Origin of the sequence: Paenibacillus piri, from assembly GCF_004354045.1 — a bacterium.
In the GTDB taxonomy this organism is placed as follows: domain Bacteria; phylum Bacillota; class Bacilli; order Paenibacillales; family NBRC-103111; genus Paenibacillus_S; species Paenibacillus_S piri.
In genome coordinates, this window is record NZ_SMRT01000008.1 from 1 (window position 1) to 16,566 (window position 16,566).

The 16,566-nt window shown below is 48.7% G+C and carries 12 protein-coding genes and 14 tRNA genes; 21 read left to right on the forward strand and 5 right to left on the reverse strand.

What is annotated here, in order from left to right; translation table 11 throughout:
* The first annotated feature begins 121 nt into the window (after window positions 1–121).
* The 15 genes from E1757_RS17120 (at window position 122) to E1757_RS17190 (ending at window position 2,708) form a co-directional block, all read left to right on the forward strand.
* Window positions 122–197 (forward strand) — tRNA-Val (locus E1757_RS17120).
* A gap of 12 nt (window positions 198–209) precedes the next feature.
* Window positions 210–286: transfer RNA gene (locus E1757_RS17125), tRNA-Met, on the forward strand.
* A 33-nt stretch (window positions 287–319) separates the two neighbouring features.
* Window positions 320–396, forward strand: a tRNA-Asp gene (locus E1757_RS17130).
* Window positions 397–412: 16 nt separating this feature from the next.
* Window positions 413–488: transfer RNA gene (locus tag E1757_RS17135), tRNA-Thr, on the forward strand.
* 26 nt (window positions 489–514) lie between these two features.
* A tRNA-His gene (locus tag E1757_RS17140) sits at window positions 515–590 on the forward strand.
* A 12-nt stretch (window positions 591–602) separates the two neighbouring features.
* Window positions 603–674 (forward strand) — tRNA-Gln (locus E1757_RS17145).
* Window positions 675–685: 11 nt separating this feature from the next.
* A tRNA-Lys gene (locus E1757_RS17150) sits at window positions 686–761 on the forward strand.
* A 9-nt stretch (window positions 762–770) separates the two neighbouring features.
* Window positions 771–850: transfer RNA gene (locus E1757_RS17155), tRNA-Leu, on the forward strand.
* A 6-nt stretch (window positions 851–856) separates the two neighbouring features.
* Window positions 857–931: transfer RNA gene (locus tag E1757_RS17160), tRNA-Gly, on the forward strand.
* A gap of 85 nt (window positions 932–1,016) precedes the next feature.
* Window positions 1,017–1,091, forward strand: a tRNA-Gly gene (locus tag E1757_RS17165).
* 9 nt (window positions 1,092–1,100) lie between these two features.
* Window positions 1,101–1,183: transfer RNA gene (locus E1757_RS17170), tRNA-Leu, on the forward strand.
* A gap of 7 nt (window positions 1,184–1,190) precedes the next feature.
* Window positions 1,191–1,267, forward strand: a tRNA-Pro gene (locus E1757_RS17175).
* Between the two features lie 19 nt (window positions 1,268–1,286).
* Window positions 1,287–1,360: transfer RNA gene (locus tag E1757_RS17180), tRNA-Gly, on the forward strand.
* Window positions 1,361–1,365: 5 nt separating this feature from the next.
* A tRNA-Arg gene (locus E1757_RS17185) sits at window positions 1,366–1,439 on the forward strand.
* 471 nt (window positions 1,440–1,910) lie between these two features.
* Complete coding sequence (locus tag E1757_RS17190) at window positions 1,911–2,708, forward strand: protein-glutamine gamma-glutamyltransferase (RefSeq protein ID WP_133230280.1); 798 nt, start codon at window positions 1,911–1,913, stop codon at window positions 2,706–2,708.
* 152 nt (window positions 2,709–2,860) lie between these two features.
* On the opposite strand, the gene E1757_RS17195 is transcribed toward E1757_RS17190, so the two are convergent.
* Complete coding sequence (locus E1757_RS17195) at window positions 2,861–3,361, reverse strand: DUF421 domain-containing protein (RefSeq protein ID WP_133230282.1); 501 nt, start codon at window positions 3,359–3,361, stop codon at window positions 2,861–2,863.
* A gap of 316 nt (window positions 3,362–3,677) precedes the next feature.
* Between E1757_RS17195 and E1757_RS17200 the strand changes: the two genes are divergently transcribed.
* The 5 genes from E1757_RS17200 (at window position 3,678) to E1757_RS17220 (ending at window position 10,531) form a co-directional block, all read left to right on the forward strand.
* Window positions 3,678–5,207 carry a response regulator gene (locus E1757_RS17200; protein ID WP_165972158.1) on the forward strand — a complete coding sequence of 510 codons (1,530 nt, stop codon included), beginning with the start codon at window positions 3,678–3,680 and terminating at the stop codon, window positions 5,205–5,207.
* Window positions 5,208–5,209: 2 nt separating this feature from the next.
* Complete coding sequence (locus tag E1757_RS17205; RefSeq protein WP_133230286.1) at window positions 5,210–6,928, forward strand: sensor histidine kinase; 1,719 nt, start codon at window positions 5,210–5,212, stop codon at window positions 6,926–6,928.
* A 109-nt stretch (window positions 6,929–7,037) separates the two neighbouring features.
* On the forward strand, window positions 7,038–7,997 hold the full coding sequence (locus E1757_RS17210; RefSeq protein WP_246079240.1) for an ABC transporter permease: 960 nt from the start codon (window positions 7,038–7,040) through the stop codon (window positions 7,995–7,997).
* Between the two features lie 27 nt (window positions 7,998–8,024).
* Window positions 8,025–8,912: a carbohydrate ABC transporter permease gene (locus tag E1757_RS17215; protein ID WP_133230290.1), complete on the forward strand. Its 888-nt coding sequence runs from the start codon at window positions 8,025–8,027 to the stop codon at window positions 8,910–8,912.
* 38 nt (window positions 8,913–8,950) lie between these two features.
* Complete coding sequence (locus E1757_RS17220; RefSeq protein WP_133230292.1) at window positions 8,951–10,531, forward strand: type 2 periplasmic-binding domain-containing protein; 1,581 nt, start codon at window positions 8,951–8,953, stop codon at window positions 10,529–10,531.
* A 15-nt stretch (window positions 10,532–10,546) separates the two neighbouring features.
* Here E1757_RS17220 and E1757_RS35840 read toward each other — a convergent pair whose 3' ends face one another.
* The 4 genes from E1757_RS35840 to E1757_RS17235 form a co-directional block, all read right to left on the reverse strand.
* Window positions 10,547–10,699 (reverse strand): hypothetical protein, encoded by a 153-nt coding sequence (locus E1757_RS35840; RefSeq protein WP_165972159.1) that lies wholly within the window; start codon window positions 10,697–10,699, stop codon window positions 10,547–10,549.
* A gap of 172 nt (window positions 10,700–10,871) precedes the next feature.
* The gene (locus tag E1757_RS17225; RefSeq protein WP_133230294.1) at window positions 10,872–12,245 is read right to left on the reverse strand and encodes a rhamnogalacturonan lyase family protein; all 1,374 of its coding nucleotides are present in this window, start codon (window positions 12,243–12,245) and stop codon (window positions 10,872–10,874) included.
* A gap of 68 nt (window positions 12,246–12,313) precedes the next feature.
* On the reverse strand, window positions 12,314–13,174 hold the full coding sequence (locus E1757_RS17230) for a carbohydrate ABC transporter permease (protein WP_246079241.1): 861 nt from the start codon (window positions 13,172–13,174) through the stop codon (window positions 12,314–12,316).
* Window positions 13,175–13,194: 20 nt separating this feature from the next.
* Window positions 13,195–14,157: an ABC transporter permease gene (locus E1757_RS17235; protein WP_133230298.1), complete on the reverse strand. Its 963-nt coding sequence runs from the start codon at window positions 14,155–14,157 to the stop codon at window positions 13,195–13,197.
* A 236-nt stretch (window positions 14,158–14,393) separates the two neighbouring features.
* Here E1757_RS17235 and E1757_RS17240 point away from each other — a divergent pair, with 236 nt between their 5' ends.
* Window positions 14,394–16,562, forward strand: coding sequence for a helix-turn-helix domain-containing protein (locus E1757_RS17240; RefSeq protein ID WP_133230300.1), 2,169 nt, complete (start codon window positions 14,394–14,396; stop codon window positions 16,560–16,562).
* Window positions 16,563–16,566: the final 4 nt, after the last annotated feature.

Here is a 16,566-nt window from a genome sequence, read left to right on the forward strand (position 1 = left end):
ATTTATACCAGTACAGGGATGAGAACCCCGAGGTTCGTCGGAGCATAGGCTTCGAAAGCATCGGCTTCGCAGTCTGGCTACGAAGTAGACAGTATCCCCTACGGGTCACCATTTAAGATTTGGGCGCTTAGCTCAGCTGGGAGAGCATCTGCCTTACAAGCAGAGGGTCGGCGGTTCGATCCCGTCAGCGCCCACCATAATATTACTGACGCGGGGTGGAGCAGCCCGGTAGCTCGTCGGGCTCATAACCCGAAGGCCGCAGGTTCAAATCCTGCCCCCGCAACCAATTTTCTCGAAGTGAATAGCTTCGAAGATGTGTGGAGCCGTGGTGTAGAGGCCTAACATGCCTGCCTGTCACGCAGGAGACCGCGGGTTCGAATCCCGTCGGCTCCGCCATTTAAGTAAATGATTCGCCGTTGTAGCTCAATTGGTAGAGCAACGGTATCGTAAACCGTAGGTTGGAGGTTCGAGTCCTCTCGACGGCACCATTTCAGCTTTTCTATAGCTTAATATGGCGGTCGTGGCGAAGGGGTTAACGCACTGGATTGTGGCTCCAGCATTCGTGGGTTCAAGTCCCATCGATCGCCCCATTTTTTCTTTATTGGGGATTAGCCAAGCGGTAAGGCAACGGACTTTGACTCCGTCATGCCTAGGTTCGAATCCTAGATCCCCAGCTTTCTATTATGAGACATTAGCTCAGCCGGTAGAGCACCTGACTTTTAATCAGGGTGTCGTAGGTTCGAATCCTACATGTCTCACCATTTTTTCATGCGCGTATGGCGGAATTGGCAGACGCACTAGACTTAGGATCTAGCGGGCGACCGTGGGGGTTCAAGTCCCTCTACGCGCATAATTTGCGGAAGTGGCTCAGCGGTAGAGCATCGCCTTGCCAAGGCGAGGGTCGCGGGTTCGATTCCCGTCTTCCGCTCCAGAAATGTCCCGTTTGAAAAAAAATTATTGCATTGTTTCTTAATATATTGTAAAATGTAGCATGTGTCTTTAAGAAAGACTGCTATGCGGAAGTGGCTCAGCGGTAGAGCATCGCCTTGCCAAGGCGAGGGTCGCGGGTTCGATTCCCGTCTTCCGCTCCAATTAAATAGGCCGGTATGGCGGAATTGGCAGACGCGCGCGACTCAAAATCGTGAGGGAAACCGTGGGGGTTCAAGTCCCTCTACCGGCACCATAATCTTCGGGACGTAGCTCAGCTTGGTAGAGCACCTGGTTTGGGACCAGGGGGTCGCATGTTCAAATCGTGTCGTCCCGACCATTTTATAAAATATATGCAAGCGGGTGTAGTTCAATGGTAGAACTCCAGCCTTCCAAGCTGGTAGCGTGGGTTCGATTCCCATCACCCGCTCCATTTATGTTCCAGTAGCTCAGCTGGATAGAGCAACGGCCTTCTAAGCCGTTGGTCGGGGGTTCGAATCCCTCCTGGGACGTCCAAAAGCCACTTGTGGCTTTTTTTGCGTTACAGGAGGCTGATGAGAACCCCCGACGAGGGGGGACGTCGGAGGACGATCGCCATCCGATAAAGGATGGCTGTGCGGAGTCTCGCCGCAGGCGAGTATCCCTCCTGGGACGTTCTACAAAAGCCACTTGTGGCTTTTTTTGCATTACAGGAGGCTGATGAGAACCCCCGACGAGGGGGGACGTCGGAGCACGATCGCCATCCGATAAAGGATGGCTGTGCGGAGTCTCTCCGCAGGCGAGTATCCCTCCTGGGACGTCTAAAAGCCACTTGTGGCTTTTTTTGCGTTACAGGAGGCTGATGAGAACCCCCGACGAGGGGGGACGTCGGAACACGATACGCGGCGGAAGCCAAAATATAAATGTGAGTCAAGAGATACCAGTCACATATTCCGATGTGGCCCATACACTAAGTAAAACTACATGGAAAGGGATGTTAGTCCATGATCGTCATCGCCGGGAACAAACTGACTAATTTTGATGATACTATGCTTCCCGAGCTGGAGCGGATCATTTACCAAAAAAAGATGGGTAGCTCGTTTGAACAACAGTACGACTCCATGGATGAGTTTTTGTTCGAGCTGCATATGCGGGGCCGAGTTGTGGAAGCAGCCCGATTGTTAAATAAAAGCGGAATCCAGTTCGCCGGGTTCAAAAATACCAGATGTAATGATGCGTTCTGGACAATTACAGAGTACGGAGGAATTCAACTCAAGGATGGAGTTGCTCCCCGTGATGCAATAAATGATATATTCCGGAACGGAAGCAAGTATGCAATCGAATGCGCAACTGCTATAGTGATCATTTTATACAAGGCGGTATTGGATTCCATCAATCCAGAACAATTCGATAGGCTGTTTGCGGATTTGCTATTATTTGACTGGCATTATAACAGCAACTTACGGATATTGAGAAGAAGTAATGTTCAGCAAGCCGAAGCCGGGGATGTGCTTTATTTCGAGAACCCCGACTTCTCTCCCAAAACTCCCTGGTGGAGGGGAGAAAATGTTATTTTATTAGAAAATGGCAAGTATTACGGTCACGGCCTCGGAATCAGATCCGGCAGTGAAATGATTGCCGCATTGAACAAGTACAGGGTGCCGGATAGCAACAAGTCGGCTTACTTAAGCGACAGCTACGAACAACTTTACTTTAACTACTTTCGGCAGTTTAGAACAGGAGTTCGGAGCTCACGTGTTAGAGCTATAATAGGGGGGAGCGCTTTCAGCATATACATTTAGTCGGTTCAGCGTGGGAAGCAATGAAAACGCCGCAAGCGATATGGACATTACAAGTCAGTTTGAAGCATTCTGGCGCCGCTGGATATACGCCTTGAAAATAAAAATCCCCATTTTATGGGGCGAAGGTACTCAGCGTCTATCTAAGGAACACTTTACTGCCTCGTGATGCTTTCAAGATCCTGCCAAGTGACGCTTCGGTATTTCCGTTTCTTGAGTACCGACAGCGTTCCGTTCAGCTCCAGTACCGCGAACTCGACCTGCTCGAGTTCGAAAATTCCCTTCCCTCTCAAGCCTTGCCTTAATGCTTCCATCGAGTATTTGTAATTCTTCATCTCCTCTTGCAACAATACGCCGTCCTTAATAATCACGATCGGCTCTCCGGAAATAGCGGCGTCGGCCTTCTTGCTGTACAACGATATTCTCATCAGCGCATACCCGATTACACTGATGACAAACAAGGACAAGATGAAATTCAGCAAACTGACCTTGATATTGAATGCCATATTACCGCCGATCGTCCCGATCATCATCGTAAGCACGAACAAGTGGTACGAGCTATGCGCAATCAGGCGCATGCCGATCAACTTCGTGTACAACCATAGCCATAAATAGGCAAGGATCGTTCTTATTATAATCTCTAGGGATTCGTTCAAGTTGTGACCAGGGCTCCTTCGTTCTTCGAGTTGAGAGTTGAAGATTTGCGAAAAATTCACGTTTTCCCACTATTATTGCTATGGAGATGTTGTTTTATCCATAAACCAGGCGACTTTGTCATAATTGTCGGCTCTTACCTGCCGATAAAATCCTTGGTCAGGATGGATCGCTTTCCCGTTCTAAAGCCATTTGTGGCTTTTTTTGCGTTCCAGGGGGCCGAAGAGAACCCGCTCAATTGACTTTATCCGCAGGAGTGCTCTAAAGTAAAGTGATAATTAAGGAATGAGCATAACCGAAGCGGAAGGTGATTTTATCATGTATAAGGCTTTGATCGTGGACGATGAGAGGATTGAACGGGAAGGCGTGAAATTTTTAATCGATAAGCTGGGGCTGCGTCTCGAAGCGGATGAAGCGGAGAACGGCCTTAAAGCGTTGGAATATTTACAAAACCATGAAACCGATATTTTGTTCACCGATATCCGCATGCCGTTTATGGACGGATTGGAGCTGGCGGCGAAGGCCAAGGCGCTTCAGCCTAAATTAAAAATCATCATTGTAAGCGCATACGGGGATTTTGAATATGCCAAACAAGCCATCCAAATCCAGGTGGTGCACTATTTGTTGAAGCCTGTGGAGGTGGCCGAGTTTCTCGGAGTGGTGACCGAGGTTGTTCGTCTATGCGACGAAGATCGGGAACAAAAAGCAAGATCGCAGCAGCTTCAGCAAGTGTACGAGATAGGGAGCCGTTATGTGCAGGAGCAGATGCTGCTTGATTTGCTGCATGGAAGCAAGTCAGCGAACGGCGCCGCTGCGGCTTTGAACGATTACGGCTGGATGAAAGCGGGAATGCCGTTTCGACTCCTTCTATTGGAAATGCGGGGAAAGTTTTTTGATAAGGTTGAAGAAACGTTTGCTTCGCAATTGATGGGTACTTTGCAGGAGGATGTTCACTATGTCAATTTAAACGAATATCAAAGCGTCCTGTTCGTACGTACGGAGGAGGCGTGGGACAAGACACAGCTGGAAGCGCATGGCTTGAAGCTTCAGAAGTTTCTCCTCACGCATTACGACGCGGATAGTGTGCTCGTATTCAGCGGCTTATTAACCGATCCGGCGAAGATTCCGGATGAATATCAGGAGATGGAGCGATTGCTGGAGAGCAAATTTTTTCTGCAGCCATCGGCACTATTGTACATGGAAACAGGTTCAATATCGGAAGAGACGGTTAACCTCGATCCTGTGCTGGAGGAAATTTCGCGTACGATCGGCTACGGCGAATCTCATTTGATTTTGAACGGAATTGAGAGACTCTTTGCGGAGCTGCAAGCGGGCAGCCGCTCATCAACCAGTTACGTCAAATATATGTGCACGGAGATCGCTAAAAAATATGTGCAAAGCTTTACGCGCGGCCCTCACATTTCAATTCAGCAGTTAGCCGAGCAAATCTACAGGACGGAAAGTCTGCTGCAGCTTAAGGAACTGATGACCGAGCTGGTGGGGGATAAGCCGAGGCATGCTGTCGAACCATCCAGAAAGGTGATCGCTGAAGTGTTAAAGATCATTCACCGTGACTACTGGCAAGACATCGGCTTGGAATCGCTGGCGGATAAAGCTTGCTTGTCGCCGAGCTACTTAAGCCATCTGTTCAAAAAAGAAACCGGGGCCAGCCTCATCAAATACATCACCTGCTACCGGTTGGAAAAAGCGGGTGAGCTGCTCCGCGGCACCAATATGAAAATTGCCGATATTTCTGCCGAGGTCGGGTATTCGAGCTTTGCTTATTTTTGTTCCATCTTCAAAAATTATTACGGAACCACGCCGGCTAAATACAGGGAAGGGGATTGATTATGAGCACCTGGCTCCAAGCCTTCAGAAATATGCGCTTCAAACAAAAGCTTATTTTATCGTATCTGATCGTAAGCTTCATTCCGATGGCGCTGCTCGGGACATATTCTTACCAGCAGTCGAAGCTGTTTCTTCGAAAGCAGACGATCCAGGGCTTACAGGATGCAGTCGGTACAATAGCGAGAGGGATGAGCGACAAGTCGGAGCAGTACGTGCGGACGGTCGATTCGGTCGTAATGAACACCGGGCTTCAGCGAATTTTGGGGACGAATTATGCGAGCCTTGCGCTGCTCTCCGAGGAGTTGAGAAAATATGTAGACCCCTTCTTCCGAATGATCAAAAGCTTGAACCGGGACATTGTACAGCTCACCGTGTATATGCCTAATATGCCCGAGTACGGCGATACCATCCTTTCTGTGGACCGAATCAAGGAAGATAGCGGCGGCTGGTACAACCCTTCCATACAGCAGAAAAAAACGGGATGGGCTCTGGAAAGAGGGGAGCTTGTCGTGTACAGGCAGTTTCCTACGATTCTGTACAACAACATAGCGGGCGTGGTATACCTGAAGCTGAACAAGGAGCAATTTTTCGAATCGCTATCCTCGTTCTCCACTTCAGAGTCGGGGCGCGACGGAATTTTGATCACGGATGGACAGCGGGGCGTCGTTTATTCAAACCGGGAGGATAATAGCCGGCTGCAGCAACAGATTGTGGGGCTCCCCTCACAGTTTGAGAATACGGTCGATATCGGGGGGATACGTTATATCGTGATTAACAGGCCGCTTCCGCCGCAAGGCTGGGTCATTCATTATTATATCCCGGAGCGGGATATATCGATGGATGCAAGCAGCATCGTAAAGGCAACGGTTGTGCTTATCATTACCTGTATCGCCATCTTGATTGCGTTCATCTCCTTATTTTCACACACGATGATTCGGCGCATATATCATTTGAACAAATTGATGAAGCAGGTGCAGCACGGCAATTTGCAAATGGATGTGCGCAGCGAGCATTCGGATGAAATCGGGGAACTGACCAACCGCTTCGGCATGATGCTTCACCGCATTAATGAATTGGTCACGGAAGTTTACGAGAATAAAATTATTCAGAAGGAAGCGGAATTTAAAGCGCTGCAAGCCCAAATTAATCCCCACTTTTTGTACAATACGCTGTCCGTCATTAATTGGAAGTCTTTGAAAATCGGCGCTTCCGATATCAGTCATGTTGCGACTACATTATCCAAATTTTACAGAACGTCTTTGAACCGGGGAGAGAGCATAACGTCTGTGAAGGACGAGGTGCATAACATCCAATCGTTTGTCGATATTCAGTTAGTCATGCATGACCATAGCTTCGATGTGAGCTATCAGATCGACGACGAGGTATACCGGTACGATACGGTTAATCTATCTATTCAGCCGCTTGTTGAAAACGCGATTATGCACGGGATCGATCAGAAAGAAGAAGGCAGAGGCAAACTGGTGATCACGGCCAAGGCTTGCGAAGATTCAATTGAATTCTCGGTAGAGGACAACGGACCGGGCATCGAGAAGGCGCTGCAGGACGATATCCTGGTCACACAATCCAAAGGCTACGGGTTGAAAAACGTGAATGAGCGCATCAAGCTCATGTTCGGCGACGGGTACGGCATTACCGTTATAAGCGATAAAGGACAAGGCACCTTGATGAAATTGACCATTCCGAAATACAGAAAGCAATAATTAGATATAATTCTAAAAAATCTGATAATTAAAACAATTTCACGCTGTGCTATATTAATATTCAAGAATGAATGCGCATTCCTTCATTGACGGGAAGGAGAGAGGTGAATTGCAGGAATCCATCGCAACCGACCGAAAAGCTGAAATCGCTTCCAAATTCAAAAGTGAATTAAGAAGAAAAATACGAAGCTACCGCGTTCTGTATTTTATGCTGCTGCCGGGGCTGTTGTACTTTCTTATTTTCCACTATGTTCCGATGTACGGCGTTGTCCTCGCTTTCAAAAATTTCAAAATCATGCAAGGGATTATGGCCAGTCCTTGGGTCGGTTTGGATCATTTTCATAAAGTATTTTCCGATCCCAACTTTTATCGCGTTCTGAAAAATACGATCCTCATCAGCTTGTATAAAATTGTGTTCGCTTTCCCTGTTCCGATCCTGTTTGCTATTTTGCTGAGCGAATTGACCAGAGAACGGTTCAAAAAATGGGTCCAAACGATATCGTATTTGCCGCATTTTATGTCTTGGGTCATAATGGCAGGCATTTTTATAAGCATTTTTTCGCTGAATGGCCCCATTAATGCGATCGTCAAGCTGTTTGGCGCAGATCCTGTTTTATTTATGGCGGATGACCGTTATTTTCGTTCGATTCTGATCATTACGGATATTTACCAAGGGTTCGGTTGGGGCTCGATCGTTTATTTCGCGGCTATAGCCGGAATCGACCCGCAGCTTCAGGAAGCGGCGATCATGGATGGTGCAGGCCGGATCAAGAGAATCATCTATATTACAGTGCCGATGCTGCTGCCCGTCATCTCCATTATGCTTATTTTGCGTATGGCTCATGTGCTGGACGCCGGCTTCGACCAAATTTTCAATATGTACAACCCTAAAGTGTACGGGGTATCGGACATTCTGGATACGTTCGTTTACCGAAAAGGTTTGGTGGAAACGAACTATAGCTACGCCACGGCCGTAGGGCTTTTTAAATCGGCTGTAGCTCTCGTGCTTATCGTGCTTGTCAACAAAACGGTAAACATGATGGGAGGAAAAGACCATACTTTATGGTAACTCGTATGTTTGACGGAGGAATAACGAATGACCCAAACGAGAAAAACAACCGCAGAAAAGCTGGGTGAAGGCTCGCTTTATTTGTTCATGATCGTGATCGCTGTCGTTACGCTGTATCCATTTTGGAATCAAGTGGTGACCTCGATCAGTGATGAAAGCACTTTATACAACACGGGCGTGGTGCTTTTTCCAAGCAAGCTGTCCTTTGAGAGCTACCATGTTATCTTTCAATACAAAGCCATTTGGTCGGGTTATGGAAACACGATCCTGCGCACGATACTGGGCGTAAGTCTTAGTCTGACGTTTACCGCGCTGTTTGCGTATCCGCTATCCAAACAAGATTTGCCGTTTAACCGAACGATTACGTCATTCGTTTTGTTCACCATGCTGTTTAGCGGAGGCTTGATTCCGAATTATTTGCTTGTGAAAAACTTGGGTATTTTCAACTCGATTTGGGCGTTGGTTTTGCCAAGTATGATCAGCGCCTTTAATGCGCTCATCATGAGAAATTTTTTCAGATCCATTCCGGACAGCCTCGAAGAATCGGCGCGTGTGGATGGAGCCGGCTATTTCTTTATTTTCCGTAAAATTATCGTGCCTCTATCCAAGCCCGTGATCGCCACCGTCGCCTTGTGGATTGCCGTCCAGCATTGGAACGCCTGGTTCGACGCGCTGATTTATATTACCGATCCGAAGAAGCAGGTGCTGCAGGTCGTACTCAGAAAAATTATCGTGGACAACAACATGGATCAGCTGAACGCGATGCTGTATCAGTTGGATCAGAAGGACATGTTCTCTACGCGCCAACTGCAGGCCACGGTCATTATGTTTTCGGTCATTCCGATGCTCGCGGTTTATCCTTTCGTACAAAAGTATTTTGTAAAAGGCGTTATGATCGGTGCTGTCAAAGGGTGATCTTTCCTTCTATTCCGAAAACGAAAGGGTGGTTATTTGTGAAAAAGGCTATGCCGTTGACTTTAAGCGCAGCGTTGCTCGGGGCGTTGCTTGTAAGCTGCAGTACAAAGGACGCGGCCGGGGATCAAACCGATTCGCCCGCTCCCGACAAGAAATACAAGCTGACCTACCTGAATCAAAATTTCGATAAAACGGTCAAGGATTCTTATGCCGTTAAATATGTAGAACAAAAATTCAACGTCGAGGTGGAGCAGCTCCCCAGATCGAAGGATAATTACAAGGAAGAGCTTCTGCTGAAGGTAGCATCCGGCGAAATTCCGGACGTGTGGGTGGATCTCGGCTTTCCCGAATACGAGAAGCTGGTCAATCAAGGGGCGGTAGCGGAAATCCCGCAAGAGATGATCGAGAAGAATGCCCCGCATTACTGGGCCTGGCTGAAGAAGCATCTGGGCGATGATCCGTTGAAGTTTTTCCGTAGAGACGGCAAAAATTATTCGCTGCCGATCATCCAGACGCTGGGGCCGGACCGTACGGTCGTTGGAATTCGTAAAGACTGGCTTGATAATGTAGGCATCGCCAAACAGCCGGAGACACTGGAAGAATTCGAGGACGCGCTGCGCAAATTCCGCAATAACGATCCCGACAAAAACGGCAAAAAGGATACGTACGGCTGGACAGGGCAAGCCGTAACGGTCAAAGACATTTTCAGTCCGGTATTCGGCGCATTCGGCGTGTTTCCCGGTACGTTCACCGAGCAGGGCGGCAAGATCGTCCGCGGCGAGATTGAACCGGGAGCCAAGCAGGCGCTTGCGGTATTGAGCAAATGGTATAAGGAAGAGCTGATCGATCCCGAATTCGTGCTGAATAAAGGACAAAATGTAGACGATAAAGTCATCTCGAGCAAAGCCGGAATGGTAACCGCTTCCTGGTATCAGTTTATACAGCGGGCCGCGTTTTTTGACGGCAAATATTATGAAAAGCTTCGCGGCAGCGTGCCGAACGCCAGTTGGGCGCTGACTGCGGGACCCAAAGGTCCGGACGGACAGCAGGGGACCGTACAGCTGAATCCGATTGCAAGCTCCGGCGGCCAATTCGGCAAGCACATGGAGCAGGACAAAGGCAAGATGGCCAAATATTTGCAGGTGGCCGATGCCACGGCTTTTGATGCGGAGATTTTCGAAAATATCGTATACGGAGAACAAGGCAAGACGTACAAGAAGGGGGAGAAAGGCGATTTCATTTACCTTCCTCCATACGACAAAGAAGAAGAGCAGATCAAATTCGGGATCGGGCAGCAGTATACATTCCTGGGCAAATCGTTCAACGATTACGATTTTCAGACGCCGTATATGACGCTTAACGAGCTGATGCCGCTTCGTAAAGCGTCCGAGCATATCGGTAAAGGAAAATACGACATGCTGCAGCCGGTTCAAATGCCTGCGTACAACGAAAATATTGATACGCTGGATCAAATAACGCTGAAATATTTCATTGATATCATCACCGGTCAACGCCCCGTCAGCGATTTCGACAAGTATGTGGAAGAATGGAAAAAAACGGGCGGCTCCAAAATGATGGAAGAGGCCCAGAAGAAATACGAAGAAAACTTCAAGAAATAACGATGGAGCAGCCCGTCAGTCCTCCGGCGTGCGGTCGACGTATAACCGGGTAACCTCCGTATAGTCTTTGTTTTCAATTTCTTCCTCGGTTGCCTCTTCTTCAAGCGGATCATGCGTATTCATGCCCGGCGCAATAGTAGGCTCATGGTTGTTCTTATCTTTTTCCATTATTTCACGCTCCTTTTGAAGTTAGGATTCCATTGATTTGCAGCATTATTCATGGAGAATCTTCGTTTATGTATAAGCAAGGTTAATGCAAACAAGCCGGTTCTCCTAATAGGAACGAATATACCTCCAATGCCACGGATTTCTGTGGCTTTGGAGGTTGTTATTTTGGTTGTTAAAGCCCGCACATGAGGCACAGATTATAGCCGACGCCGGTCAGCCGTTGACTGGACGCATAGAACGGGTGGCGGTAGCGCTCGAGCGCCGGCCCGCTGTCCTCCGCATTGGCGTCCGCCCAAATGCGGATCATGCCGTCCGGGTAGAAGCAGAGCAGCTGCTCGCCCGGCAAATCCATGAAGCGCGAAGCCATGGCGACGGTGCCGCCGACCCGGCCGCAGGAGCGGCCATGGCGGTCGAGTACCTCGCCGTCGCCGCCGGGGATGCCGCGCACGAGCTCGTGAAACCCGTCGCCGTTCAGGTCGACGGGGATCGTCTGGTACACGCTGAATGGCAGCGTGTACGGCTGTCCGCTCGCGGCGTCGAAGACGAACTCGTCGCGATCCTGGTGAAAGCGGCCGTCCGGCCCGCAGGTTTTGGCGCCGATGCGGATGGCCATCGCGACATGGCCGCCGTCATCTTTCAGGCGGGCCGTCCAGCCCATGTCCATATGGCCGCGTTCGACATTGCCCCACAGCCGCTCGCCGGCGGCGTTGTACAGCAGCACGCGCGGCGAAGCCTCATGATCGCTTTCGCGGATCGTGTATAAGCTCCATTCGCCGTTGTCCCGGCTGCGCATCGGCTGAATAATGTCGGAATGGCCGCGGTACGAATCGCGGTCGGCGCAGAACAGCTCACGGCCGGTATCGAGCTCGATACAGCGCTCGCCCCATAATATTTCATCAATTCCGTCGTGATTGAGATCGACGACCGGACATAAGTGGCTTCCCCGGGCGCCCGCCTCATCTTTGCCGACCTGAAACTCCCAGCGCGGGCTCATATCCCGGTTCCAACCCTGCAGGAACATATTGCCGTACGTGCCTTGCGCCGTCACCAGCACAGGCTCTTCCTTTACATATCCTCCGGCTATAAAATTGCGGAACTGGGTGGATAACGGCTGCTGTCTATCCGGGTACACCCAGGGGTACTGCCCGATCGTTTGCCCCGTCCTGCCGTCGATGCGCTCCAGGCAGCTGTCGAGCAGGCTTAGCTGGTGCTGCTCATTCCGGTTATGAACATACCAGATCTCATCCGTACCGTCCCCGTCCAGATCAAACGGAAACACCGGACAAAACCATATGCCCGGAATGACGGTTTTACCGAAATCCCGCGTCCACAACACTTCGCCTTCCTGGGTAAACAAGGTCAGCTTTAACGTGTCCGTCGGGAAGAAAAACATTTCATAATATGGATCAATGTCGAAGTCGGCGCTGTATACGGCGGCTATAGCCTGTTTGCCCTTGCCCAGCCGAACGGGAAACGCCCGCAGCATGCCGATACTTGAGCCCAGGGAGAGCTCCAAGACTTGCTTTAACTCGATTTTTTTGGCCATTTGTTTCACAACCTCCTGTGGAATGCCCGGCCCGCCGGGCCGGGGATCATTTCATGAATAGCACATGACTACCCCTTAACCGCCCCGACCATCACGCCTTTAACGAAGAAGCGCTGGATGAACGGATACACCGCAATAATCGGAAGCGACGCCAGGAAGATCGACGCTGTGCGAATAGATAAAGACGAAACCTCGCTCATCGCCGACATATCTCCCATCAAGGCCGCCATTTCCATCTGAATGACCATATCCCGCAAAAACAGCTGCAGCACCTTAAGATCGGCCGAGCTCGTATAAATAACCGCATCCATAAAAGCGTTCCAATGATGGACGGCGATAAACAAGCCGATTGTCATAATGGCCGGAAGCGATAACGGCAAATAAATTTTCGCGAAAATATAAATGTCGTTGGCTCCGTCTATTTTTGCCGATTCCTCCAGGCTGTCCGGCACGTTTTCAAAAAAGGTGCGGAGCAGGATAACGTTCCACGTGCTGATAGCGGTCGGTATAACTAACGCCCAGATCGTATCGATCAATCCGGTGGCTTTGACGATTAAGAAGGTGGGCACGATTCCGCCGTTAAACATCATCGTAATGATGATATACAGCATGAACGCCTTTCTTCCCGGAAGATACCTCTTGGACAGCGCGTAGGCAATCGTCAGCTGCAGCAGCAGATTAACCCCCAAGCCGAGCACCGTCCGGGTAACCGTCACCATAAACGAATGCAGAAACTGCGGGTTATCGAATATCAATCCGTACGCTTTGAGGTTAAAGCCTCTTGGCAGGAGCAGAAGCTCGCCTTCCTTGATCAGATTGGAATCGCTGACGGATGCCAGCATCACATAGTAAAATGGAAGAAAGGTCAGGATGGCGAAAGCGGTAAGCAGCGCGCCGATCCACAGGTTCGCAGATAGTTTGATGGACATAAGGGTCACTCCTTTCTTAGTTACCATAAGGAAACCTCGCTGTATTTTTTGGCAAGCCGATTCGTTCCCCAAATTAAGAAAAAGCCGATAACCGATTGAAACAGGCCGATGGCCGCGGTAATACTGAACTGGGCGCTCTGCAAGCCGATCCGGTAAATGTATGTGCTCAGCACATCGCCGACATCGTAAACGGACGGATTATACAGGATATAAATTTGTTCAAAGCCGACATCCAGCAAATACCCTACCTTCAAAATCAGCATAATCAGTATCGTGTTGCGTATGCCCGGAAGGGTGACATACACCAGCTTTTGCCAGCGGTTAGCTCCGTCGATGGTTGCCGCTTCGTACTGCTCCGTATCGATAGAGCTTAGCGCCGCTAAATAAATGATCGCACCCCAGCCGGACTCCTTCAGGATGGATGAAATAACGACGATCGGACGGAAATATTCCGATTTGCTCATGAAAAAGACGGGTTCCATGCCTAACGATCGCAGTATGTTGTTGATCAGCCCTTCATTCGGCGACAGCAGTTGAATGATGATTCCCCCGAATACGACCCACGATAAAAAATGCGGAAAGTATACAACGGTTTGCACGGCTCTTTTAAACAGCAGATTTTTCATTTCATTGAGAAGCAGGGCCAAAATGACCGGCACCGGAAAAGCGAATATCAGCTCGTACAAGTTAATGACGAGCGTGTTGCGTACGATTGCATAAAAATCTTGATTATGCAGCAAAAATTCAAAATGCTTCAATCCAACCCATGGGCTCCCCCAGATGCCTTTGGAAAAATTGTAATCCTTGAATGCGATCATAACCCCGTACATCGGCAAATACCGGAAAATAAAATACCACAGCAGCCCGGGAAGCAGCAGCACATACAAATATTTATGTTTGGTCGCGGTTAACCAAGCGGCCGCGAGCGGCTTGCGCTTCTCCCGCTGCAGCGCGCGGCTTTGCGGTTCCGTCATCGTTCTCATTTCTTTTCGCCTCCCTGATGGATGTTGCCTTTATTATAGGGGCGCCGAATAGGACCGGAAATTTACAATATAACGGATTGTGTATATATTTTTAGTTTTCGGCTTGCCAAATTTTTGAGTCAAAGAAATGTACCTTAACCGCCATGTATAAAATGTTATAATAACATGGCAGCGTTTTCTAAAATGTTTTGAAATATGTTTATTTTATTGGAATCATAATTTACAGGGGGAGAAACATGATGATCACAAGCCCGAAGCTGCCGAGAAAGAAGCTGGTGCTGCTAGTCATGGCCGTCGTGTTTATAGGGGTGCTCGCGTACGCAGTGAACTTGATCAAAATCCATAGAGATACTTCGGAGCGGTTTGTCGATTCATTCCACGTCACTCATCAAAATATGGGCTCCCTTTCTTTAGTACTGGAAAAACAAATCAATTCGATTTACTACCAGCTGACGTTGGACCGGGGCCTCGCACAATGGTTGTCGCAGCCGAAGCCGCTCATTTCCAATATGTACATGTTAGGCGAAGTTCAAGAAAACTCGCTTAAAATCATTAACAGCAATCCGCTTATCGTTTCCGTCTATATATACAGCAAAGTCAACAATATGGTATTAGCCTCCAATCATGAATTTACCGCGCTCGAACAGTTCCCCGAAAAGGAGCTGTTCAGCGATTTTAATGAGAAAGACGGGCATTGGGTCGGAAAAAGAGAGGAAAAGGCCGGATATTTAAACAAAAAGGACATTATTACCTTTGTCGGTTCGCTGGGAGACAAGGGGCTTGTAGCGCTCAACGTCGATGAACGGAAGCTGCTTGCCGCAACGCCGGATAATTACGCGATGATTCTGATGGGCAAAGCGGACCGCATTCTAACCGTACGTGCCGGCAAAGATGTCGATATCGACTCGCTGCCGCTGGACCGCTTGCCCGATTTGAACAAAATAACGGATAAGCCGGTCAAATGGGAGCAATTTTATATGGCCGTATCCGGACAGCCGGGCGGAGAATGGAAGATGATATCATTTACGCCGCAGGTCGAGCTGTCGCCTTCATGGAAGCATCGCAGAAATATGATTATCGTTTTGGCTGCTTTCTTAATAGGGTTAATTTTCTTCATTTACGCTTACATCCGAAGATCGTATTTTCAACCGATTGAAAGGCTGGAAATTTCATTCAACAAAAATTTGGAGGATCTCAAACACCATTTTGTGTTGAATGTCATGTCAGGCAAGCTGAAGGACGCGGATATCCGCGACAAAATGACGGAGACTGGGCTGAACTTCCCTTCGGACCGGTTTATGGTAATTGTTTTTCAAATTGACGACTTTTACAACTACTTGCTGAGTATGAAACAGGATGAACGGTTTTTTATGGATAAAACGGTTTACAACGCAATCAAGTGGACGTTTATGACTACCTATGCATGTTATTCGGTAAAGGCTGAACTGGAAAAAATCGCAATTCTCGTCTCCGTCCCCCGAGAGATGGATGAAGAAGCCATGCTGCAGCGGCTGGGGGGTACGGTTAAATATTTGCAAAATGAGATCAGAGATAATTGCAATCTGACTATTTGCGCTGGAATTAGCCGCATTCAGGACGGACTCAACCGGGTGCACTGCGGATATTATGAAGCGCTGCAGGCTGTCGGGTTCAAAACGATCTACGGCAAGCTCAGCATTATCCATTACCGCGACATTGCCGCCAAGAAAACGGACGACTATACTTACGGAATAGCCGATATCACCAAGCTGTGCATGCTTCTTAAGGAAGGGCAGACGGATGAGTTCGGAATTCAGCTTCAAGCGAAGATCAACAGCTTGGTGAATGAAGAACGTTTCTCGTTGGACCGGATGAATGCGTTTTTTTCCAATGTGCTGTACGGGATCGTGAAAATGACGCTTGAGCTGAGGATTGAAATGGCGGAGATCGTGCAGGGCGATATTTTTATGAATATGTACAGCTATGAATTTTTGCAGGATAAAGCGGACTATGTGAAACAGGTGGCGTGCAAGGTTTCGGATTCCGTAATGTCGCGTAAAAATTCCAACAATAAAACGCTGCAGCTGATTGTCGATTACATTCACGCTAACTATGATAAGTCCATATCGCTAACGACCATTTCCGACTCGCTAGGCATCAATTCATCCTATGTCAGCACGTTAATGAAGCATGAGTTCGGCTGCGGGTTTCTAGAATATTTGAACCAACTGCGGATAAAAAAGGCGCAGCAGCTGCTGGAAGACCCGAGCCTTGCAATCAAACGCATATCCGAAATGTGCGGCTACGATACCGTTCATTCGTTCATCCGTAATTTTAAAAAGCTGCACTTGTTCACTCCGAGCGAATACCGCAGCAAATTAATAGCGCAGCGGAATGTACAAAAAAATGAACATGGTCTGATCTAAAAGA